Source organism: Rhodococcus sp. KRD162, assembly GCF_017168335.1.
GTDB lineage: Bacteria > Actinomycetota > Actinomycetes > Mycobacteriales > Mycobacteriaceae > Rhodococcoides.
In genome coordinates, this window is sequence record NZ_JABFAU010000009.1 from 22,503 (window position 1) to 44,163 (window position 21,661).

18 protein-coding genes are annotated in these 21,661 nt (G+C 65.6%); 13 read left to right on the forward strand and 5 right to left on the reverse strand.

What is annotated here, in order from left to right; all coding sequences use genetic code 11:
* Positions 1-291 precede the first annotated feature (291 nt).
* The 3 genes from ctaD (at position 292) to J1M87_RS13630 (ending at position 4,246) form a co-directional block, all read left to right on the forward strand.
* Positions 292-2,082: a cytochrome c oxidase subunit I gene (gene ctaD, locus J1M87_RS13620; RefSeq protein ID WP_206489987.1), complete on the forward strand. Its 1,791-nt coding sequence runs from the start codon at positions 292-294 to the stop codon at positions 2,080-2,082.
* A gap of 131 nt (positions 2,083-2,213) precedes the next feature.
* Positions 2,214-3,440, forward strand: coding sequence for a phosphoserine phosphatase SerB (gene serB / locus J1M87_RS13625; protein WP_206489988.1), 1,227 nt, complete (start codon positions 2,214-2,216; stop codon positions 3,438-3,440).
* Positions 3,437-4,246: an aminoacyl-tRNA hydrolase gene (locus J1M87_RS13630; RefSeq protein WP_206489989.1), complete on the forward strand. Its 810-nt coding sequence runs from the start codon at positions 3,437-3,439 to the stop codon at positions 4,244-4,246. Before serB ends, J1M87_RS13630 begins: the two co-directional genes overlap by 4 nt.
* Before the next feature lie 671 nt (positions 4,247-4,917).
* Here the strand turns inward: J1M87_RS13630 and glgX are convergent.
* Positions 4,918-7,083, reverse strand: a complete 2,166-nt coding sequence (gene glgX / locus J1M87_RS13635; RefSeq protein ID WP_206489990.1) for a glycogen debranching protein GlgX — start codon at positions 7,081-7,083, stop codon at positions 4,918-4,920.
* Positions 7,084-7,114: 31 nt separating this feature from the next.
* Here glgX and J1M87_RS13640 point away from each other — a divergent pair, with 31 nt between their 5' ends.
* The 5 genes from J1M87_RS13640 to J1M87_RS13660 are packed head-to-tail and all read left to right on the forward strand — an operon-like array spanning position 7,115 to position 11,942.
* A complete protein-coding gene (locus J1M87_RS13640) occupies positions 7,115-7,957 on the forward strand; it encodes an ABC transporter ATP-binding protein (RefSeq protein WP_206489991.1) in 843 nt (280 codons plus the stop codon).
* Between the two features lie 47 nt (positions 7,958-8,004).
* Entirely contained in the window at positions 8,005-8,835 is an 831-nt protein-coding gene (locus J1M87_RS13645; protein WP_206489992.1) for an NUDIX domain-containing protein, read from the forward strand.
* A gap of 10 nt (positions 8,836-8,845) precedes the next feature.
* Positions 8,846-9,625, forward strand: a complete 780-nt coding sequence (locus J1M87_RS13650; RefSeq protein ID WP_206489993.1) for an enoyl-CoA hydratase/isomerase family protein — start codon at positions 8,846-8,848, stop codon at positions 9,623-9,625.
* A 57-nt stretch (positions 9,626-9,682) separates the two neighbouring features.
* Positions 9,683-10,729 (forward strand): class I SAM-dependent methyltransferase, encoded by a 1,047-nt coding sequence (locus tag J1M87_RS13655; protein WP_241256906.1) that lies wholly within the window; start codon positions 9,683-9,685, stop codon positions 10,727-10,729.
* Between the two features lie 40 nt (positions 10,730-10,769).
* Positions 10,770-11,942 carry a class I SAM-dependent methyltransferase gene (locus J1M87_RS13660; protein WP_206489994.1) on the forward strand — a complete coding sequence of 391 codons (1,173 nt, stop codon included), beginning with the start codon at positions 10,770-10,772 and terminating at the stop codon, positions 11,940-11,942.
* On the opposite strand, the gene J1M87_RS13665 is transcribed toward J1M87_RS13660, so the two are convergent.
* Positions 11,930-13,252, reverse strand: a complete 1,323-nt coding sequence (locus J1M87_RS13665) for a PQQ-binding-like beta-propeller repeat protein (protein WP_206489995.1) — start codon at positions 13,250-13,252, stop codon at positions 11,930-11,932. The genes J1M87_RS13660 and J1M87_RS13665 overlap by 13 nt on opposite strands.
* A 144-nt stretch (positions 13,253-13,396) precedes the next feature.
* Here J1M87_RS13665 and J1M87_RS13670 point away from each other — a divergent pair, with 144 nt between their 5' ends.
* Positions 13,397-14,158: an acyltransferase gene (locus tag J1M87_RS13670; protein ID WP_206489996.1), complete on the forward strand. Its 762-nt coding sequence runs from the start codon at positions 13,397-13,399 to the stop codon at positions 14,156-14,158.
* A gap of 24 nt (positions 14,159-14,182) precedes the next feature.
* On the opposite strand, the gene J1M87_RS13675 is transcribed toward J1M87_RS13670, so the two are convergent.
* The 3 genes from J1M87_RS13675 to J1M87_RS13685 are packed head-to-tail and all read right to left on the reverse strand — an operon-like array spanning position 14,183 to position 17,819.
* A complete protein-coding gene (locus J1M87_RS13675; protein ID WP_206489997.1) occupies positions 14,183-15,430 on the reverse strand; it encodes a glycosyltransferase family 4 protein in 1,248 nt (415 codons plus the stop codon).
* Complete coding sequence (locus J1M87_RS13680; RefSeq protein ID WP_206490023.1) at positions 15,427-16,956, reverse strand: glycoside hydrolase family 57 protein; 1,530 nt, start codon at positions 16,954-16,956, stop codon at positions 15,427-15,429. Before J1M87_RS13680 ends, J1M87_RS13675 begins: the two co-directional genes overlap by 4 nt.
* A 23-nt stretch (positions 16,957-16,979) precedes the next feature.
* Positions 16,980-17,819 (reverse strand): bifunctional 2-polyprenyl-6-hydroxyphenol methylase/3-demethylubiquinol 3-O-methyltransferase UbiG, encoded by an 840-nt coding sequence (locus J1M87_RS13685; protein WP_206489998.1) that lies wholly within the window; start codon positions 17,817-17,819, stop codon positions 16,980-16,982.
* 155 nt (positions 17,820-17,974) lie between these two features.
* Between J1M87_RS13685 and J1M87_RS13690 the strand changes: the two genes are divergently transcribed.
* The 4 genes from J1M87_RS13690 (at position 17,975) to J1M87_RS13705 (ending at position 21,654) form a co-directional block, all read left to right on the forward strand.
* Positions 17,975-18,775 carry an electron transfer flavoprotein subunit beta/FixA family protein gene (locus J1M87_RS13690; RefSeq protein ID WP_206489999.1) on the forward strand — a complete coding sequence of 267 codons (801 nt, stop codon included), beginning with the start codon at positions 17,975-17,977 and terminating at the stop codon, positions 18,773-18,775.
* A gap of 42 nt (positions 18,776-18,817) precedes the next feature.
* A complete protein-coding gene (locus J1M87_RS13695; protein WP_206490000.1) occupies positions 18,818-19,774 on the forward strand; it encodes an electron transfer flavoprotein subunit alpha/FixB family protein in 957 nt (318 codons plus the stop codon).
* A gap of 168 nt (positions 19,775-19,942) precedes the next feature.
* Entirely contained in the window at positions 19,943-20,761 is an 819-nt protein-coding gene (locus J1M87_RS13700; RefSeq protein ID WP_206490001.1) for a GNAT family N-acetyltransferase, read from the forward strand.
* Entirely contained in the window at positions 20,758-21,654 is an 897-nt protein-coding gene (locus tag J1M87_RS13705; protein ID WP_307830810.1) for a lysophospholipid acyltransferase family protein, read from the forward strand. The genes J1M87_RS13700 and J1M87_RS13705 overlap by 4 nt, the downstream gene beginning before the upstream one ends.
* Positions 21,655-21,661 lie beyond the last annotated feature (7 nt).

Genomic DNA, 21,661 nt, shown 5'->3' on the forward strand with positions numbered 1-21,661 from the left:
CCTTCGCCGGTCGGGTGGTTTCACACAGTATCGGAAGGCGACGGCGGTGAAACACTCGAACGGGCACCGTCGAGCTCACGAAATCAGCGGCTGCGGCGAGGTCGCCCACGAGGACGGAAATGCCGACAGCGCAGGCAGATCACTCGATTCGGGCGGCAGCGTTCGCGTCCAATACGACACACGGTAGGACCGGTTCGGCAAGCCTCGGTCCGACGGTCTACGATTCGAGGAGCGCACGACTAGATGACGTCGCCTCGTGGTTCGGGGTCCGACGCGCAATCAGGAGGATCTGTGACTGCCCTAGCGCCCAGGCCCGCTTCCGCGGTGGATGCTGCTCGGCCGTTCCCGCAGCGGATGGGACCGAAGGGGTCGTTTCTGCACAAAGCGGTAACGACCACCGATCCCAAGGTGTTGGGGATCATGTACATCGCGACATCGTTCGCGTTTTTCCTCGTCGGCGGGCTGATGGCGCTGTTGATGCGCGCCGAGTTGGCCGTACCCGGCCTGCAGTTCCTGTCGAACGAGCAGTACAACCAGCTGTTCACCATGCACGGCACCATCATGCTGCTGCTGTACGCGACACCGATCGTGTTCGGCTTCGCGAACTACATCCTCCCGCTGCAGATCGGTGCGCCCGACGTCGCGTTCCCGCGGTTGAACGCGTTCTCGTACTGGCTGTACCTGTTCGGGGCGTTGATCACCACGGCCGGGTTCATCACTCCCGGTGGCGCGGCGGACTTCGGATGGACCGCCTACACACCACTGACCTCGGCACTGCACTCGCCGGGTGTGGGTGCCGACCTGTGGATCATGGGTCTTGCCGTTGCCGGCCTCGGCACCATCCTCGGCGGCGTCAACATGATCACCACGGTGATCTGCCTTCGTGCCCCCGGTATGACGATGTTCCGCATGCCGATCTTCACCTGGAACATCCTGGTGACGTCGATCCTGATTCTGCTGGCCTTCCCGCTGCTGACGGCGGCGCTGCTCGGCTTGGCCGCGGACCGGCACCTGGGTGCGCATCTGTTCGATCCGGCAACCGGTGGCGTACTGCTGTGGCAGCACCTGTTCTGGTTCTTCGGTCACCCCGAGGTGTACATCATCGCGCTGCCGTTCTTCGGCATCGTCACGGAGATCTTCCCGGTCTTCTCCCGTAAGCCGATCTTCGGATACTCCGGTCTGATCTACGCGACGATCGCTATCGCGGCACTCTCCATCGCGGTGTGGGCGCACCACATGTACGCCACCGGTGCGGTGCTGCTGCCGTTCTTCTCGTTCATGACGTTCCTGATCGCCGTGCCCACCGGTGTGAAGATCTTCAACTGGGTCGGCACCATGTGGCGCGGTCAGGTGACGTTGGAAACGCCGATGCTGTTTTCCATCGGCTTCTTGATCACGTTCGTCTTCGGCGGATTGACCGGTGTGCTCCTGGCCTCGCCGCCGATCGACTTCCACGTCACCGACACGTACTTCGTCGTCGCCCACTTCCATTACGTCGTCTTCGGCACCGTGGTGTTCGCGACGTACGCAGGCATCTACTTCTGGTTCCCCAAGATGACGGGCCGGATGATGGACGAGGCGCTCGGCAAGTGGCACTTCTGGCTGACGTTCTTCGGCTTCCACGCAACGTTCCTGGTGCAGCACTGGCTCGGTAACGAGGGAATGCCGCGTCGTTACGCCGACTACCTCCCCTCGGACGGCTTCACCACGCTGAACATCATCTCCACGATCGGTGCATTCATCCTCGGTGCGTCGACCCTGCCGTTCGTGTGGAACATCTTCAAGTCCTACCGATACGGCGAGGTCGTCACCGTCGACGATCCATGGGGCTACGGAAACTCCCTGGAATGGGCCACGTCCTGCCCGCCGCCGCGGCACAACTTCACCGAGCTGCCGCGAATCCGGTCCGAGCGTCCGGCGTTCGAGCTGCACTATCCGCACATGGTCGAGCGGATGCGCGCGGAAGCGCACGTCGGTCCCGGAGCACATGGCGGTAGTACCACCGCAGTGATGGAACAGGTCCGCCGGGCTCCGATCGCCACCAGCGATCACGAGGGCTCCGGCGACCACGACCCCAAGTAGTTCACAGCACAGCGAGAGCCCCTCCCGGCTACCGGGTGGGGCTCTTCGCTTGCGACAATCTCGTGGCAAGCGAAGTTCGGGGCAAGACCAAGATCCGGTCGGTAGACGGCCACACGCGAAAGGGAGATCCGGTGAGCTCGAGCGACACCGCAGTGCTGGTGACGGTGACGGGACCCGACAAGCCGGGTGTCACGTCGGTGCTGTTCGCGGCGCTGTCTCGGCACGACGTGAGCTTGCTCGACGTCGAGCAGGTCGTCATCCGAGGCCGACTGACCCTCGGTGTTCTGCTCACCTGTCCCCGAGATCCCGAAGCCCTGCAGGAAGAGCTCGAGGACGCCATGGCCACGGTCGGTGTGCATGTCGACGTGGAGATCGGAACCTCGCGGGCCGGCGGACAGATATTGGCCACCCACGTCGTCGTGGTTCTCGGCCGACCTGTCACCGCACGGGCCTTCAGTGCCATCTCGCGCCAATTGGCCCGTCAAGGTGCCAATATCGACTCCATCAGAGGAATTGCCGATTACCCCGTGACCGGCCTCGAACTGCAGGTCACGGCAACCGACACCTCGCCCGATGCCGACGTGCAATTGCGCACCGGTCTCGCGGCGATCGCGGCGGGAATCGGTGTCGACATCGCCGTGGAACGAGCCGGGATCGCGCGTCGATCCAAGCGGCTCATCGTCTTCGATGTCGACTCCACGCTGGTGCAAGGCGAGGTCATCGAGATGTTGGCGGCTCGTGCCGGCCGCGAAGACGAGGTCCGCGCGGTCACCGAGGCGGCCATGCGCGGCGAGATCGACTTCACGGAATCGCTCGAACAGCGGGTGGCCGCGCTGGCAGGTCTCGACGAATCGGTCATCGACGAAGTCGGTGAGAGTCTCGCGCTGACGGCAGGCGCTCGCACGACCATCCGGACCCTTCGACGACTCGGGTTCGCCTGCGGCGTCGTATCTGGAGGTTTTCGTCAGGTCATCGAAGGGCTCGCGCACGAACTCGAACTGGACTACGTCAAAGCGAACACGCTCGAAATCATCGACGGAAAGCTCACCGGGCGGGTCACCGGAGAAATCGTCGATCGCGCGGCGAAGGCGACGGCGCTACGGGAGTTCGCGGCCCAAGCCGGCGTGCCGATGGACCAGACCGTCGCAGTCGGCGACGGTGCCAACGATATCGACATGCTGACCGCGGCAGGTCTGGGTGTTGCATTCAATGCCAAGCCGGCGTTGCGAGAGATTGCGGATACCGCCATTTCGCATCCGTACCTGGACGCTGTGCTGTTCATACTCGGTGTCACCCGCAACGAAATCGAAGCCGCGGACGCAGTCGACGGGGGAGTCCGCCGCATCCCGATCCTGTGACGGGCGAGTCCGTGGCCGGAGGTCCCGAGTTCGCGGAGGTGGACATCGACGTGGCCGACCGGAGTGACGAGGAGCAATTCTCCTCGGACAACACGTTCGCCTCGCGTCATGGCGCGCTCGCTCGTGGGTACGGAGGGGCAGAGGATCCAGCCGATTCGGCGGACGTTCTGGCCATGCCGCTGGTGTTGCACATTCCCAAGGCCGATCCGCCGTTGCGATTCGAGTTGCTCGAGGCAGCGGCAACGGCCACGGTCATGCTGTGCCTCGATCCGCGTGTGGGAGTGGGTGCTTCGTGGCACGAGTCCTTCACCGACTGGACATCGGCTCGGATTCGCAAAGTCGCCCGGCGAGCGCGCGACGCGCAGTGGGCCGCGTCACAGGATGTCCCGGGCGTCACTGTCGACATCGGTGGTGCGTCGGCACGGGCATTCGTGCCAGGCCGAGTCGGGGATCTGGATCCGCGGATCAAGCGCCTGCAGATCGGTGGCACGGACGTACCGGCCGAGGACGAGCCCTCGCCCTCGGAGGGTCCGGTCTTGTGGGTGGATGCCTCATTGTCCATGACGGTGGGTAAGGCCGCGGCTCAAGTGGGACACGCCTCGATGTTGCTCGCCGGGGCGATGAGCGTGGACCAGTGTCGACAATGGGCCGCGGCAGGTTATCGGTGCTCGGTCCGCTCGGCCGACTCCCGTCAGTGGGCGCGTGCGATGGATGAAGTGCGGCGCGGCGAGGCCGTTGCCGTGCGAGATGCCGGCTTCACCGAAGTGGCACCCGGTTCGACGACGGTGATCGCGGTTCCCCGATAGCGGAGCTATCCCAGACAAAGGTCCACTGTCGTGTAAGTGGCTATGCAGATGGTATCCAGCAGTGCGGAGACTGAACCCATGTTCATCTCACCGTTTCGCTCGGTCGTCGGTAGGCGGCTGCCCTCTCGACTGATTGCCCTCTACGTGGGGCTGTGGCTGTACGGGGCGTCGATGTCGTTGATGATCGCCGGCGGCCTCGGCGTCAATCCGTGGGATGTACTCCACCAGGGTCTCGAAAGCCACCTCCCGCTCAGTTTCGGAACCATCACCGCCATCACCGGAGTGGTGGTGCTCCTGATGTGGATACCGCTGCGCCAACGCCCGGGCCTGGGAACCGTGAGTAACGTCGTGGTGATCGCGCTCGCCGTGGATGCGACCACCGCGATGTTGCCGAATCTCGACGGGATCGTGATTCGAGCACTGGCGATGGTGTCGGGGATCGTGATCAACGCGTTCGCCACCGCGCTCTACATCGGTGCCGGAATGGGGCCGGGGCTCCGAGACGGATTGATGACCGGCCTCGTGCACAGGACCGGGTGGTCGATTCGGCTGACTCGCACCGGGATCGAATCGACCGTAGTGCTCACCGGTTGGTTGCTCGGCGGCACGCTCGGATTGGGAACTGTGCTCTACGCGCTCGGAGTCGGTCCCCTGATACAGCTGTTCATGACTCACTTGCCTGCGCTGCGGTACACCAGCACCGTGGATCCGGTTACCGATATCGTCGAACCGGCTTCCAGCGCAACGGTATCGGAGGGAACCCCGTCGAGATTGGCGGAATCGAGTACTGGGACGAAACGCGAGGTCGACCAACTCGGGCACGCCAGAGTGATCTCCGCGGGTCCGCCCGAATGCAGAATCAGCAACGAACTCGCATCGTCGACGCGGCCGCCGTCGGAAGCGTAGGACCGGACGTCGGAGCCGTCGACCCAGGCTTGGATGGTCCGTATCGAATCGTCGTTCCAGCGAGCGGTGTCGAATTCCGTTCCGGCGGAATCGAACCACACCAGATCGGGCCGACCGGTCGGCGTTGCTCGGCCGGTGAAGAACTCCTGCTGCCGAAGGGTCGGTGCACTCGCGCGGATACGAAGCAATCGGCCGACGTAGCGAATCATGTTCTGATCAGCGGCATCCCAGTCGATGGCCCACGCATCCGCGGCCGGTGTGTCCTCAGGAACGCAGTACGCGTTGTTGTTGCCGGCCTGAGTGTGGCCCAATTCGTCGCCGGCGAGCAGCATCGGCGTTCCGGTCGACAGTGTCAGTGTGGCCAGCAGGGCACGAACATGGCGACCGCGTGCGTCGAGGATGGACTTGTCTTCCGTCGGCCCCTCCACGCCGTGATTGACGGACGAGTTGTTGTCGGTTCCGTCCCTGTTCTGTTCGCCGTTGGCTTCGTTGTGTTTGTCCTGGTAGGACACCAGGTCTCGGGCGGTGAACCCGTCGTGCGCGGTGATGAAGTTGATCGATGCCCATGGCAGGCGACCGCCGCCCGCGAACAGATCTTCCGAACCGGCCAGCCGCGATGCCACGTCACGCACGCCGTGATGACCTGCCCAGAAGCCGCGCATCGTGTCGCGATAGCGATCGTTCCATTCCGAGAATGCAACGCCGAAGTTGCCGACTTGGTAGCCGGCTCCGGTGGCGTCCCATGGTTCGGCGATCAGTTTGGCTTGCGACAGAACAGGATCGACGGCGATGGCCGTCAACAGCGGTGCGCGAGTATCGAATCGCCAACCCCCGGGCCGGCCGAGAGTGCTGGCGAGATCGAATCGGAAGCCGTCCACACCCATCTCCTGAACCCAGTACCGCAGGCTGTCGCACACCATGCGCACCACCGCGGGCGAGGCGGAATCGAGGGTGTTTCCGCAACCGGTCAGATCGACGTCCGATCCGCGTCCGTCGAGCAGGTAGTAGCCGGGCGCATCCAACCCCCGCCAGCTGATCGAGGGGCCGTCCACCGAGGATTCGCACGTGTGGTTGTAGACGACGTCGAGGATCACCTCGATTCCCACGGCGTGCAACGCGTCGACCATTGCGGCGAACTCCTCGACCTCCTGGCCGGGAACGGCAGCGAAACGCGGGTCCGGCGCAAAGTATGCTCCCGTCGAATAGCCCCAGTGGTTTCGCATTCCACGCGCACGCACGCCGGGCTCGGTGAACGTGGTCTGCACCGGCAGCAACTCCACCGAGGTGATGCCGATGCGCGCGAGATGTTCGAGTACCGCGGGTTGGGTCAGGCCGAGGTAGGTTCCGCGAAGATTCTCCGGCACAGCGTCATTGCGGGCGGTGAACGATCCCACGTGCAACTCGTAGAGGACGGTTCGGTCCCAGGGGACGTCCGGCCGCGCAGGTCGGTCGGGGCCGGTCAGCGGTGCGCGTACCACGGCGACGGGTACGTGGCCGAGCGAATCGACAGAACTCGGTGCCCCGAACGGATCGTCGACGTACGCCAACGAGGCAGCCGGGTCTCCGAAGCCTCCCGTCACTTGTCGCGCGGAGGGATCGAGCAGAAGTTTTGCGCCGTTGAACCGACGCCCCGAGTGTGGATCCCAGGTGCCGTGCGCACGGAAGCCGTACCGGTCGCCGGGCCGGACTCCGGGGACGAACGCGTGTCGAACCCCGAAGGTGCGGGTGGCCAGCTCTACCCGGCGTTCGCCACCCTGCGGGTCGATCAGGCACACTTCGACGCCCTCGGCCTCGGGCGCGTGGACTGCAAATTGTGTACCAGTTGGCATCGCCGTGGCACCCAGAGGGAACGGCGAACCAGGCGGATTGGGGCTGGATTCACCGTCGACCGACGGGTGCGGGCTGGGAGGTAGATCGTCATTGCGCGACACGCGTGCATATCCTGCCGTGAATGCGCAGCGGATGTGCGAGAAGATAGGCGTCGTGTCTGAACCGGATCCCGACCTGCTCGTAGATTTCACCGACGTTGTCGTCCGCCGCGGCGGGGTGACCTTGGTGGGACCCGTCACGTGGAAGGTGGAACTGGACGAACGATGGGTCGTCCTGGGACCGAACGGTGCCGGAAAGACGTCGTTGCTCCGCATCGCGGCGGCCGAAATCCATCCCACCTCGGGTACAGCCCACGTTCTCGGTGAGGTGATGGGCAGATCCGACGTCTCCGAACTGAGACCGCGGATCGGCCTGTCCTCGTCCTCACTGGCGCATCGCATTCCGGCCGACGAACTCGTGTCCGATCTGGTGGTCTCCGCCGGGTATTCGGTGCTCGGGCGCTGGCGCGAGAAATACGATGCGGTCGACACCGAGAGGGCGGTGGAGATGCTCGAGAGTCTCGGTGCCGAACATCTCGCCACCCGCACCTATGGAACCCTCTCCGAGGGGGAACGCAAACGGGTTCTCATCGCGCGCGCTCTGATGACCGACCCCGAACTGCTGTTGCTCGACGAGCCCGCCGCAGGCCTCGACCTGGGTGGTCGGGAGGAACTGGTAGCACGATTGGCCGATCTCGCGGCCGACCCGGACGCGCCTGCCACCGTGCTCATCACCCATCACGTGGAGGAAATTCCCCCTGGGTTCAGTCACGCGCTGCTCCTCAAGGAAGGCGGCGTGGTGGCGCAGGGATTGGTCGACGACGTCGTCACGGCCGAGAACCTGACCGAGGCGTTCAGCCAGTCGATCTCGCTCGATCGCGTCGACGGCCGGTTCTTCGCCCGCCGTACCCGCGCTGCCGGAGCGCATCGGCGCTAGCCCGTGCCGCCGGATCGAGCTGCTCGGTGCAGCGGTACGTTGCCGACATGAGCTCGAACGGTGCTGCCGATCACGTCCCTGCCCGCGACGCGGCGACGGTCATTCTGATTCGCGACAGTCGATCACGGACCGAGGTCGAGGTGTTCTTGCTCGAACGCGTCGGTGGGATGGCGTTCGCGGGCGGTATGACGGTCTTTCCCGGTGGCGGCGTCGACGCGTCCGACGCGGCAGCAGACGTCCGATGGGCCGGCCCGCCGCCGTCCTGGTGGGCCGAGCGCCTCGGAACCGACGAGGGCAAGGCGCAGGCTCTCGTGTGTGCGGCGGCGCGAGAGACGTTCGAGGAGTGCGGGGTGCTACTGGCCGGGTCCACCCCGGATTCGATCGTTGCCGACACCGCTCCCTTCACGGCGGAGCGGGGCAGGCTCGAGCGGCGTGAACTCTCGTTCGCAGAGTTTCTGACCGCTCACGATCTGGTGCTGCGGTCCGATCTGCTCCGGCCGTGGTCACACTGGATCACGCCGGTCGGCGAAGCGCGTCGGTACGACACCCGGTTCTTCGTCGCGGTCCTGCCGGAAGGCCAGATCGCGGACGGTGACACCAGCGAGGCTGCGTCGGTGAGCTGGCGTTCGACGGGTGACGCGCTGGCGGATTGGCGCGCCGGCCACACCATCCTGCTGCCGCCGACGTGGAGTCAGTTGGACGAGTTGTCGCGTTTCGCCACTGTCGCCGAGGTCGTCGATCACGAACGTCGGATAGCGCCGGTCCTGCCGACGTTGATCCGCGAAGACGGCGCAGTCCGGGTGCTGTTCGACGGAGACGATGCCTACTACGCGGGAGTGCGACATCCCTGGTCGGATCGTCCGGAGTCGGCCCGGTAGCCTTCCGCACATGGCTGAGTTCGTGAATCTCGAGGTTTCCGACGGTATCGGCACCATCCGCTTGGATCGTCCGCCGATGAATGCTCTCGATCGTCAGATGCAGGAGGAGATTCGCGCTGCGGCGCGTCAGGCCACGGTCGATGCCGAGATCAAGGCGGTCGTCGTCTACGGCGGCGAGAAAGTGTTCGCGGCCGGTGCCGACATCAAGGAGATGGCGAACTTGTCTGCGGCAGAGATGGCGGAGATCGCGGGCGACCTGCAGTCCGCACTCGGCTCGCTGAGCACCATCCCCAAGCCTGTCGTGGCCGCAGTGACCGGATACGCACTGGGCGGCGGGCTCGAGGTCGCGCTCGGGGCCGATCGTCGAATTGCCGGCGACAACGCCAAGTTCGGAGTCCCGGAAGTGCTGCTCGGGGTGATCCCCGGCGGCGGCGGAACTCAACGACTGGCTCGGCTGATCGGGCCGAGTCGTGCGAAGGACATGGTCTTCACCGGGCGGTTCGTCGGCGCGGAGGAGGCGCTGCGCATCGGCTTGGTGGACGAGGTGGTCGCTCCCGACGAGGTGTACAACGCGGCGCGGGCATGGGCGGCCCAGTTCACCACCGGTGCATCGCGAGCGCTCGCTGCAGCGAAGGCGTCGATCGACCAAGGGCTCGATGTCGACCTCACCAACGGTCTTCGCATCGAAGCTCAGCAGTTCGCGGCCCTGTTCGCCACCGAGGATCGCACGATCGGAATGACGTCGTTCGTGGCCGACGGGCCGGGTAAAGCGAGGTTCACCGGTAGGTGAACATCGTCGATGGCCGAGAAGAGTTGTTCTCCAGCTACCGGATAGTAGGCTCGCCTGATGACTGCAAGCCCCCACGACGGTGTGAATAGATCGATCTCGAGTGTGTCGGTCGAGGCGGAGGATCGGACTGTCGATCCGGCCCCGAACCCGCACGCCACTGCCGAGCAGGTCGAAGCCGCACGGTCGGACACCAAACTGGCGCAGGTGCTCTACCACGATTGGGAAGCCGAGACCTACGACGACAAGTGGTCGATCTCCTACGACGAGCGCTGCATCGATTACGCCCGCGGAAGATTCGATCAGGCCGTCTCCGGCGACCCGTCGGCCCAGTCGGCTCTGCCGTACGGGCGCGCACTCGAGCTGGGCTGCGGAACGGGTTTCTTTCTGCTCAATCTGATGCAGGCAGGCATCGCCGAGAAGGGCTCGGTCACCGATCTCTCTCCCGGAATGGTGAAGGTCGCCCTGCGCAATGCCGAACACCTCGGACTCGACGTCGACGGCCGCGTCGCCGATGCGGAGACCATTCCGTACGAGGACGACACCTTCGACCTCGTCGTCGGGCACGCTGTGCTGCATCACATCCCGGACGTCGAACAGTCCCTGCGTGAGGTACTGCGTGTGCTCAAACCCGGCGGCAGGTTCGTCTTCGCGGGTGAACCGACCACGGTGGGCAACTTCTACGCTCGCTGGCTCGGGCGCATCACCTGGGAAGCGACCACTCGCGTCACCAAGTTGCCGTTCCTCGCGGACTGGCGCAAGCCGCAGGAGGAGCTCGACGAGTCCTCGCGGGCAGCAGCACTCGAGGCCGTCGTCGACCTGCACACGTTCGACCCGACCGATCTCGAGAACATCGCGTTGGCGGCCGGAGCCGAGCAGGTACAGGCCAACACCGAGGAGTTCGCCGCCGCACTGCTCGGTTGGCCGGTGCGGACATTCGAAGCCGCTGTTCCCGCAGGCAAGCTGGGCTGGAACTGGGCCAAGTTCGCCTTCGGTGGCTGGAAGACATTGAGTTGGGTCGACGAGAACGTGCTGCAGCACGTGGTTCCGCGCGGACTGTTCTACAACGTGATGATCACCGGCACCAAGCCTGTGCCTCGCGCTTGATCGGCCCCGCCCTCGCCGCCGGCCGACTGCGAGTTCGGTAGTGGGCTACGAGTTCACCGGCACCGACCTCGACTTCCTGCGAAGCGAGGCCGGTGCAGGCGCTCTCGACGCCGTGGATCGACTCGAGCTGACAGCGCGTACATCGGTGCGCGATATCGCGTCGGTGCGGACTCGTTTTCCTGACCAATTCGGTGCCGTGATCGAAACCGTCACCGTTCGCCGCAAGGCGCGTGCGAAGTTGGTCGATGCCGACCACTGGTTGGTGACCGACGAGGCCGTCCAACAGGCAACGCCGACGATCGTGGCGCGCAGGCGGGCTGTCCGGCTGGCCGGACGGCGGGTGCACGACGTCACCTGTTCTATCGGCAGTGAACTCGCGGTGTTGGTCGGATCGGCCGAGCTGGCGTTGGGAAGCGATCTCGATCCGATTCGTCTTCGCATGGCCGCACACAACGTCCCTGATGCCGCAGTACTGCGTGCCGACGCGTTGACCCCGACAACCCGCGGGACCGTCGTCGTGGCAGATCCCGGCCGTCGAGTCGGTGGCCGGCGACGGCACGATCCGGCCGCGCTGCAGCCTCCGTTGCCGGATCTGTTCGACGCTTATCGAGGGCGCGATCTGGTGGTCAAGTGCGCCCCCGGACTCGACTTCGATGCCCTCGACTGGGCGGGTGAGATCGAGGTCGTCTCGCTCGACGGCGGAGTACGCGAAGCGTGCCTATGGTCGGAAGGGCTGAGCGAGCCCGGTATCGGCCGTCGTGCGGCGGTTCTTCGATCCGACGGTAGTGCGCTCGACATCACCGATGCCGAATCCGACGAGATCCCGGTTCGGCCGCCGGGGGACTACATCGTCGATCCCGACGGCGCAGTGGTGCGGGCCGGTTTGGTGCGGCACTACGGGGCCAGATTCGGTCTGTGGCAACTCGATCCACGCATCGCGTATCTGACCGGCGATACCGTCCCGCCGGGGGTGCGCGGGTTCCGGATTCTGGAGCAGTCGAAGTTCTCCGAGAAGGTGTTGCGTCAGCAACTGAGCAGGCTGGACTGCGGCTCGGTCGAGATTCTCGTTCGCGGGGTCGACGTGGATCCGGCATTGCTTCGACCGCGGCTGAGGCTTCGAGGGGCCGTGGCGTTGTCGGTCGTGATCACCCGGCTCGATCGTTCTGCCGTGGCCTTCGTGTGCGAGCCCGGTGCCGTCGGTCAGCCGGTGTAGGTGAAGATCTCACCCAGGTAGCCGGCGGTGACGATCTGGCCGTCGGGCCCGACGGAGGTGCCTACCGTGGAACCGACGACATCGGGGACAGGTTGCGAGTCCACCGTTTCGCCGGTCGCCGCGTCGAAGGTGAGCAGGGCCAGGCCCTCGCCGTCTCGGACGACGGTATGGCCGTGTCCGTCGGCGGATTGCGCCGCCGTTCCTGCTTGCACGATGTCCTCTCGTACCCACACGCGCTCGGCGGAATCACCGTTGTCACGTAATCCGATCAGGGTGCCGTCGCCGCCTGCGGGGACGATCGTGCCGTCCGAGGCGATCGAGGGGGAGGCCCCGATGCCGAGTCCGGTGCCCTCCGTCCACTTCTGGTGCCCGTCGGTCGTATCGAAGGCGGTCAACCGCCCGTCCACGTCCGCGAGATAGACCGTCGAACCGTCCGCCGACAGCACCGGAGACGACGCAACTCCCGCGGGCAGGAGATCCGAGGACCAGCCCTCGGCCAGTCCGGGCGAGCCGTCGCGGTTGTAGGTGACCGAGACGAGTTGAGGCGCAATGGAACCCGGACGCCACAGCGTCAGATACATCGTTCCGGTCGCGGTGTCGACGGCAGGGGCCGCAGGAACAGGGCATTCGGATCCACCCGAGCTGCATTGGGCCAGGCCGGTGTCGACCGGCAGAAAATCGGTGTTCGGATCGGCGAGGAAGTTGGGCGTGGGAACGAGATCGAGGATCGGCACTCGAAGGTGCCCGGTCTGCGAGTCCAGGACGCTGACCTGACCCATCTGGGTGACCGAGACCACGCTCCCGTCCCCGAGGAACTGGGCCGATTTGGGGACGCCGTACACCGGTGTACGCCAACGAAGTTGCCCGTGATCGTTGTACGAATTCATGCCGCCGTCGTCGCCGATGTAGACGTTGATGGCCGAGTCGACGGTGGGCGTTGCGGTCACCGCCGAGGGGCCGACGCGGTTGCACCAACGCTTGCGGGCGGAATCGATCTCGAACGAGAACAGGTTGCAGCCGGATTCGGTTGCTGCAGTGACGAACATCTGGCCGGTCGAGCCGATGGAGACCGGCGACGACACCGTGCCACCGGTGGGCCGGGTCCAGTCCAAGGTCAGGGGAGTGTCGACCGATACGGCAGTCGAGCCACTGTTGCGGGCGTCGGCATGGGCGGCGGGCCAGGAATCGGGAGAGAGCGGGTCGATGGCGGTCGTGTCGGAACTGCAGCCGCTCAGAGTCACCAGCACGAGAGCAGCTGCGACCGCAGTGCCCTTCATACCGGTGCTGGTGGTGGCACTGACGCCGCGCATGGATTGCTCCCCATCGGTTCTCGAGTGCCCGACGCGGTGCCGGGGCGTCCTGTTCGTCTGTGTCGACGAGAGTCGACAGGCAACCCTAGCTCCCCGGTGGGCGCCGGCAGAGAGCGGGCGAACGGGAAACTAGGGTGAACGTCCATGACGAGTATGTGGAACGCACCGCTGCGGACCCGGTGGCGCGGGTCGAGACGCCGCGATACCGAGCAGGCGCGGTTTCTCACGCGTGCTTCCCTCGAGTGGGTGCTCGCGAACAAGGCATACACGCCCTGGTATCTGGTGCGGTACTACCGGCTGGCCAAGTTCAAGTTGGCCAATCCGCACGTGATCCTCAAAGGGATGGTGTTTCTCGGCAAGAACGTCGAGATTCACTCCACCCCCGAACTCTCGCGCCTCGAGATCGGCCGCTGGGTCCACATCGGTGACGGCAACGCCATTCGCTGTCACGAGGGTTCGCTGCGGATCGGAGACAAGGTCGTCTTCGGCAAGGACAACGTGGTCAACACCTATCTCGATATCGAGATCGGCGCGTCGACTCTGGTTGCCGACTGGTGCTACATCTGCGATTTCGATCATCGGATGGACGATGTGAACATGCCCATCAAGGATCAGGGAATCGTGAAAGGGCCGGTGCGGATAGGGCCGGACACCTGGATTGCTGCCAAGGTGACCATCCTGCGCGAGACTCGGATCGGGCGTGGCTGTGTGCTCGGTGCGCATGCGGTGGTCAAGGGTGAGATCCCCGATTACAGCATCGCCGTCGGTGCCCCGGCCAAGGTCGTCCGCAACCGGAAGGACGCCTGGGAGGCCGGTGCCGCCGACCGCGCGAAATACATCGCCGCGCTCGAGGACATCGCCCGCAAGAAGGCACTGGGTCAGGCCGAGGCCGCGCGGGAGAGCTGAGCGGTCGAGGGAGTTCCGGGCGTATCAGGTACGCCCGGGCAGAGCGCGTTCGGCGATGTGCGGACGCGCCAGCGGATGCCGAACCTTACGTTTGGCCCCGAGATAGACCTGCACCGTCGATTCGGCGACGTGTCTCCAGTCGAAGTCCACGGTGAGGCGTTGCCGAGCTGCAACGGCCCGCTCCTGCGCAGCGTCGGCATTGTCGAGGACTCGCCGCACCGCCGCCGCCAGGCCGGCGACATCGGCAGGCTCGAAGGACAGGCCGGTGACCCCGTCGACGATCGCTTCTCCCAAACCGCCTGCGGTGGAGGCGACCAGCGGAGTGCCGGCTGCTGCCGCCTCGAGCGCGATGATGCCGAAGGGCTCGTACCGGCTGGGAAGAACGATGGCGTCGGCACCGTGCAGCCAGCCGAGGAGTTCGGTGTGGTTCAGATTGCCGAGGAACGAGACCGCCCGGGCCACTCGATGGGTGCGGGCCAATCCCGCCAACCAGGCGTACTGGGTGCCCTCGCCGGCGATGTGCAAGGTGGTGCCCGGGTGACTCCGTCGGATACGCGGTAGTGCCGCTATGGCGTCCTGGATCCCCTTCTCGTACTCGAGTCGGCCGACGTAGAGCAACTTCGCAGGCTCCGATCGAGGCTCGCGCAGGCGAAAGCTCCACGCGGATCCGTCGATTCCGTTACGAATCACCGAGACCGCCGAATCGGAGATCTGGAACAGGGTGGTGACCTCGTCCTTCATCGAGGCCGAACAGGTGATGACCGCGTCGGAATCATTGGCCAGCCACCACTCGATCGAGTGCACCTGGCGATTGACCGGACCGGAAATCCAACCACTGTGGCGTCCGGCCTCGGTGGCGTGGATGGTCGAGACCAGAGGTACGTCGAAGAACTCGGCGAGCGCGATGGCGGGGTGCGCGACCAGCCAGTCGTGAGCGTGGACCACATCGGGCTGCCAGCCCTCACCCAGGCCCGGCTTGCTCAGCGCGACCCCGGCCCGCACCATGGCATGGCCCATCGCGAGGGTCCAGGCGAGCATGTCCTCACCGAAGACGAAGTGCGCCGGGTCCTCCGCGACGGCGACCACGAGTACCCCGTCGGCGATCTCGTGGGACGTCGGGTGACTGGCTGCGTCCGTGCCGGTGGGGCGGCGTGAGAGCACGACGACCTCGTGTCCGCAGCGGACCAGCTCGGTGGCCAGATGGTGAACGTGGCGACCGAGGCCGCCGACCACGACGGGTGGGTACTCCCACGACACCATCAGAATCTTCATGGCCCCCCTGCATTTCCTCGCTCGCTACCGTTGCCCGGACCGCGCAGTCGGCGCGCGTCCAACGCGGGAAACAGGCCGTCCGCACGGTTCCACTGCGTTGCCAGCTCGCTTGCCCGTGCACCCGCCCCGTGTGCGGCTGCACCCGCGATCTCACGCAGCGCGTGCGCGTGAACGTGCGCGCGCTCCCGCGCGTAGCCGGCCGCGGAGTCCTTGCTGACCATGAACGCCCAGTCGCTGGCCACGGCCATCAGTGTCTCACGCAGTATCTGATCGTTGACCCGATTGCGCAGTTCCGGGCCATCGCTGCGTCGGTGCCCGCGGCGGGCGCGCTCGACCGCGTCGAGGGCGGTGCGAGTGACCTCGGAGTTCAACGCCACCAGGTCGGCGACGTCCTCGCCTGCCCACACCCGCCAGTCCTTGCCTGATCCCCAGGACGAGTCCGCCAGCTCGATCGGGGTTCCGACATAGCCTCGCGTGCGGGCATCGTTCAGCGTTCCGACGGTGATACCGGCGGCGGGAAGTGCCCGCATGAGCTTGTCGAGCCACTGCGGGCCCTCGTGCCACCAGTGTCCGAACAGCTCGGTGTCGAACGCCGCGACCACGAGCGCATCGCGTCCTATTCGCTCGGATTCCGAGACGAGCCTGCGACGAACGACGTCGACGAAATCTGCGACATGGCGGTCGACCGTCGCGGAGGCGCGCGCGGGATCGTAGGGGGCTTTGTCGTTCGAGGCGACGGTGCGGCCGGTGACGCGGGAGGGTTTGAGGCCGGTGTCGTGATCGTAGGTGTGGAAGTCCCGGTAGGCGCCGTGGCCCGGATACCCCGACTTCGGTGACCACACCCGATAGCTGACCGGAAGATCGCGACCGAACGCGAGCACATCCGAATTCCACACCGGCCTGCCGAGGGAGGTGTCACCGCGCAGCGCTGGGCCGTCGACCATGAAGTGCGAGACCCCCGCCGACGCGTATTCGGTTTCCATGCCGGGAGTGAAGGCACACTCCGGTGCCCAGATGCCCGACGGTGCTGTGCCCCATCGCGCCTGGGCATCCAGTAGACCTTCTCGAAGCGAGAATTCGCGCAATCGGGGATCGAGCAGCGGCGCGAACGGGTGCGCCAGTGGCCCGCCCAACAGCTCGACCGTCCCGGCATCGAGCAGCGCCCGAAGTGCCGCGGATCCGCCGTGTCGCCACCGTGACTCGAACCGCTCGATGGCCGCGGCGGAGCGTCGGTGTTCGCGAACGGACAGGCTGCGATCGGCTGCCTCGTGCGCGCGTAGCTGCCAGTTCCCGAGCCAGTGATGCATACCCGACAGGCAGTGCGGATCGTCGAGTTGGGCGGCCAGAACCGGAGTGACGCCCAGGGACAGGACATCGGTGTAGCCGTCGTCGGCCAGTCGCTCCAGTGTCGCGACGAGCGGGAGGTAGGAGTCGGCCCAGGACTGGTACAACCACTCCTCGCCGACCGGCCACCGCCCGTGGTTGGCCAACCACGGCAGGTGCGAGTGCAGCACCAGCGTGAACATGCCCGGCACGGTGGTACCGGATGTCACCCGATCACCGCGCTCGCGCTCTTGCGGGCGACGGCGACCAGGTCGAGGCTGGCGTCGATGCTGTCGGCGGTGATCTCGAAGTCCTCGATCGTGATCGCCGCGACGTCGTCGGCGAGCTCGGCAGGCCACGGCTCACCGGCCAATGCCCGTTCGATCTGAGCGTCGATGAACGACCCGCCGTGCTTGTCGTCGAGAGCGGCGAGGGTGGCACCGTGCCGGACGCCGGTGAGTTCGTCGACCTCGAGCCTCGCGTCGACGAGAATCTCGGTGAGTTCACCGGCGTCGAGTTCGCGGGTATGGAACGGGTTGAGCGGCGTATCGCGACCGGGCGAGAAGGTGATGCGATTGGGCGTGCTGATCAACAGTGTCCCGCCGGGCCGCAGAATCCGGTGGACTTCGGCCAGAAACGCGCCCTGGTCCCACAGATGCTCGATCACCTGGAAGTTGACGACGACGTCGACCGAGGAATCGACGAAAGGGAGGCGGTCGAGGTTGCCGCGCAGCATCGTCACCCTGGGGTACCGGGCGTGCACGTGCGCGGCGGCCGACGCGTCGTAGTCGAGGCCGATCACATGTGCGGCGACGTCGGCGATCATGTTGGCCCCGTAGCCTTCTCCCGATCCGGCCTCGAGCACCGTGCGGTCGCGGCAGCGCTCGACCAGAGCTCGGTAGACCACCTCGTGGCGACGGAACCAGTAGTTCTCCTCGGCGATGCCGGGCACTGTTCTCTCGCCGGTCAGGGGGAGTGTTTCCGGTACCGGTGGCCGAGCCGATGAATCGTTCACCGACGAAAGGCTAGTGGAGGCACAGAAGATGTAGGCCACCGTGGTCTCCATAACTCTCGGGGTGCAGATGTATGGTCGGACGGACGCGAGGGCAAGTTACCCATCAGTAACTACGGTGAGGTAACCTCGTCCGAGACCGTATTGAGGCACGAACCCTTAGAACACTCACGATCAGCAGAACATGACCAGGAGGTCGACGCAGACCCATGACGAACATCGTTGTTTTGATCAAGCAGGTTCCAGACACGTGGTCCGAGCGCAAGCTCACCGATGGTGACTACACCCTCGATCGCGAGGCTGCCGACGCCGTCCTCGACGAGATCAACGAGCGGGCCGTCGAAGAAGCACTGCTCATCAAGGAAGCTCAGGGAGGTGAGGTCAAGGTTCTGTCCGCAGGCCCCGATCGCGCCACCGATGCCATCCGCAAGGCCCTGTCCATGGGTGCGGACAGCGCAGTGCACCTCAACGACCCGAGCCTGCACGGCTCCGACGCGATCCAGACCGGATACGCCCTGGCTGCCGCGCTGGGCAACGTCGCATTCGAGAACGACGAGCCGGCCGATCTCATCATCGCCGGCAACGAGGCCACCGACGGTCGCACCGGTGCTGTTCCCGCCATCATCGCCGAATACCTGCAGATCCCTGCGCTGACCCAACTGCGCAAGCTCGCGGTGGCAGACGGCAAGGTCACCGGCGAGCGGGAGACCGACGAAGGCATCTTCGGCCTCGAAGCCGCACTGCCCGCCATCGTCAGCGTCACCGAGAAGATCAACGAGCCTCGCTTCCCGTCCTTCAAGGGAATCATGGCCGCCAAGAAGAAGACGGTGCAGACCATCACGCTGGCCGAGATCGGTGTCGAGGACGGCATCGTCGGAGTCGACAACGCCGGAACCACTGTCACCTCGTCCACCCCGAAGCCTCCCAAGACTGCCGGCGAGCGGCTCACCGACGAGGGCGACGGCGGCGACAAGATTGCCGCCTACCTGGTCGGCCAGAAGATCATCTGATCCCGCCCCACCGAGCTATCGAAGACCAACGAGGAGCAAGTCATGGCAGAAGTACTCGTGCTCGTGGAGCACGTCGAGGGAACACTGAAGAAGGTCAGCACCGAGCTGATCACCGCTGCTCGCGCCCTGGGTGAGCCGTCGGCAGTCGTCACCGGCCCGGTCGGCACCACCGACAAGGTCGCCGACGCACTGACCGAGGCCGGCGCCGAGAAGATCTACGCCGCCGAATCCGACGATGTCGACGGATTTCTCGTCACCCCGAAGGTCGACGTGCTATCGACGCTGGCCGAGTCGGTCTCGCCCGCGGCGATCATCACGGCAGCCACGATCGAAGGCAAAGAAGTTGCGGGCCGTCTGGCAGCGCGACTGGGCTCGGGCTACCACAACGACGTCGTCGCGCTCAATGGTGACGGTAGCGCCGTCTACTCCATCTTCGGCGGCGCGTTCACCGTCGAGGCGAAGGCCAACGGTGACGTACCGGTCATCTCGGTCCGCCCCGGAGCAGTCGAGGCCGAGCCCAAGGCCGGAGCGGGCACCCGCGAAACCGTCGAGGTCCCGGCTCAGGAAGACGGCACCGTCAAGATCACCTCGCGCGACCCGATCGTCGGTGGCGACCGTCCGGAACTCACCGAGGCAACGGTCGTCGTCTCCGGTGGTCGCGGTGTCGGCAGCGCCGACAAGTTCTCGGTCGTCGAAGAGCTCGCCGACTCTCTCGGTGCCGCAGTCGGTGCCTCGCGCGCCGCGGTGGACTCCGGCTACTACCCGGGCCAGTTCCAGGTGGGTCAGACGGGTAAGACCGTCTCGCCGCAGCTGTACGTCGCACTGGGAATTTCCGGTGCCATCCAGCACCGTGCGGGCATGCAGACCTCGAAGACGATCGTCGCAGTGAACAAGGACGAGGAAGCCCCCATCTTCGAGATCGCCGACTACGGCATCGTCGGCGACCTGTTCAACGTCGCACCGCAGCTGACCGAAGCAGTGAAGAAGCACAAGGGATAGTCCGTATCCACGCTTCCTGACGGGCCCTCACCGCGTGTGTGCGGTGGGGGCCCGTCTGCGTGGCCCACTGCAAATTCATACTCGCAGTGCAACCTTGTTCACGAAAACTCTTCCGACACGTTCCCCCGGCGATGCCCGGTAGATGTCCGCGCTCGTTAGACACACCTCATGACCACTTCCGTCATGAGCTCGACCACCTCGATCGTCCCGGCCACCGACCGCTACTCGCTCGTGTTGTCCACCGATCCGGAACACCGACTCGCGGCGCAGCGTCTGCGCTACGACGTGTTCGCTTCCGAACCGGGATTCACTGTTCCCACCGATGCCGATGGCGTCGACGCAGATCGATTCGACGAATTCTGCGATCACCTTCTCGTCCGTGACCTGTGGACCGAGACGTTCGTCGGCTGCTACCGCATGTTGCCGCCGCCGGCCGCCGTGGCCGCGGGTGGCTACTACACCGCAACCGAGTTCGATATCTCCGCACTCGATCCCGTCGGCATGAACATCGTCGAAATGGGTAGAGCCGCAGTCCATCCCGAGCACCGTTCCGGGTCCGTTCTCGGTCTGATGTGGGCGGGAATTCTGCACTACCTCGACGTGACGGGGTACGAGTGGGTGATGGGATGTGTGTCGGTTCCGATGAGATCGGCACCGGACGAACCCCTCGGGGCCAACGTCCGCGGTGTCCGAGACCGCTTGTTGGACAGGCATGCAACGACACCCGACCGACGGGTCCGACCGTACGTTCCGGTCGTCGTCGACGGGGTCGAACTCCGCGATATCGCACCAGCGAAGAAGACCTCCATGCCTCCGCTGCTGAACGGTTACCTGCGACTCGGGGCGTCCATCTGCGGTGAGCCCGCACATGATCCGGAATTTGGTGTCGCCGATTTCGTCGCGCTGCTCGGGCTGCACGAGGCGAACACTCGATATCTCGACCGCTTGCGCGCGGCCGCAGCGACCTTCGAGTCGGGTGCCCGGTGACCGAATCGATGGCGCACACTCACGCGTGGATGCCGTCGTCTCCGTGCGGTGAAGGCTGTCTGCCGAAGAACCCACCGACGGTGGGACGGATCGTGCTCGTGCTGCGCGTTCTCCTGGCATTGGCGGCGTTCGGTCTGCTGCCGGTACTGGTCGCACTCGGCGTGCCCTTCCCTCGTGTGCGTCGGACGCTGACCCGGATCGGGGCCAGAACGCTGCTGTTCGCCATCGGAATCGACCTGACGGTGCTCGACGCACGGTCGGAGCGGGAACGATCGCGTACCGCAGGAGGTGCGCTGCATGTTGCCGGCCACATCTCCTGGACCGACGTCGTGGTGCTCACTGCGGTGCAACCCTCGACCTTCGTCGCGCGGGCCGACCTCGTCGACTGGCCGGTACTCGGTCGACTGGCACGAGCGATGAAAGTACTTCCGATCGATCGAGCCCGCCTGCGTGAGCTTCCCGGTGTCGTCGAGCAGGTGGCCGATCGCGTCCGGGCGGGTGGATCTGTCGTCGCCTTCCCCGAGGCCACCACCTGGTGCGGGCGGGCCTACGGTTCGTTGCGCCCGGCATTGATGCAGGCGGCCATCGATTCGGAGACCTGGGTACAGCCCATTCGGCTGCGCTACCTCGATCGAACCGGGGAGCAGACCGCGGCCACCTGCTTCGTCGGCGACGAGACGATCGGTGCCTCCATCGGCCGAATCTTCCGTCTGCGTGGAATGCGGGCCGAGGTGGAGTTCACGGCACCGGAAGCGCCAGGCAGCGATCGGCGTGACCTCGCCCGACGCTGTGAGGTGGCCATTCGACGCGACCACGTCCACGACCACGCGCTGCACGAGGTCATGGCCGAAGACCGACGACGCCCGGTGCCGCCGACGGTATCGGCGGCCTGAAGGAGGC

What these genes read in the sequence shown, in the direction of transcription:
- J1M87_RS13695 (WP_206490000.1), top strand. Translation starts at nt 18,818, where the DNA reads ATGGCAGAAGTACTCGTGCTCGTGGAGCACGTCGAGGGAACACTGAAG.
- J1M87_RS13680 (WP_206490023.1), bottom strand. Translation starts at nt 16,956, where the DNA reads ATGTTCACGCTGGTGCTGCACTCGCACCTGCCGTGGTTGGCCAACCAC.
- J1M87_RS13700 (WP_206490001.1), top strand. Translation starts at nt 19,943, where the DNA reads ATGACCACTTCCGTCATGAGCTCGACCACCTCGATCGTCCCGGCCACC.
- J1M87_RS13685 (WP_206489998.1), bottom strand. Translation starts at nt 17,819, where the DNA reads ATGGAGACCACGGTGGCCTACATCTTCTGTGCCTCCACTAGCCTTTCG.
- J1M87_RS13650 (WP_206489993.1), top strand. Translation starts at nt 8,846, where the DNA reads ATGGCTGAGTTCGTGAATCTCGAGGTTTCCGACGGTATCGGCACCATC.
- J1M87_RS13670 (WP_206489996.1), top strand. Translation starts at nt 13,397, where the DNA reads ATGACGAGTATGTGGAACGCACCGCTGCGGACCCGGTGGCGCGGGTCG.
- J1M87_RS13675 (WP_206489997.1), bottom strand. Translation starts at nt 15,430, where the DNA reads ATGAAGATTCTGATGGTGTCGTGGGAGTACCCACCCGTCGTGGTCGGC.
- J1M87_RS13640 (WP_206489991.1), top strand. Translation starts at nt 7,115, where the DNA reads ATGTGCGAGAAGATAGGCGTCGTGTCTGAACCGGATCCCGACCTGCTC.
- J1M87_RS13645 (WP_206489992.1), top strand. Translation starts at nt 8,005, where the DNA reads ATGAGCTCGAACGGTGCTGCCGATCACGTCCCTGCCCGCGACGCGGCG.
- J1M87_RS13655 (WP_241256906.1), top strand. Translation starts at nt 9,683, where the DNA reads ATGACTGCAAGCCCCCACGACGGTGTGAATAGATCGATCTCGAGTGTG.
- J1M87_RS13690 (WP_206489999.1), top strand. Translation starts at nt 17,975, where the DNA reads ATGACGAACATCGTTGTTTTGATCAAGCAGGTTCCAGACACGTGGTCC.
- J1M87_RS13665 (WP_206489995.1), bottom strand. Translation starts at nt 13,252, where the DNA reads ATGCGCGGCGTCAGTGCCACCACCAGCACCGGTATGAAGGGCACTGCG.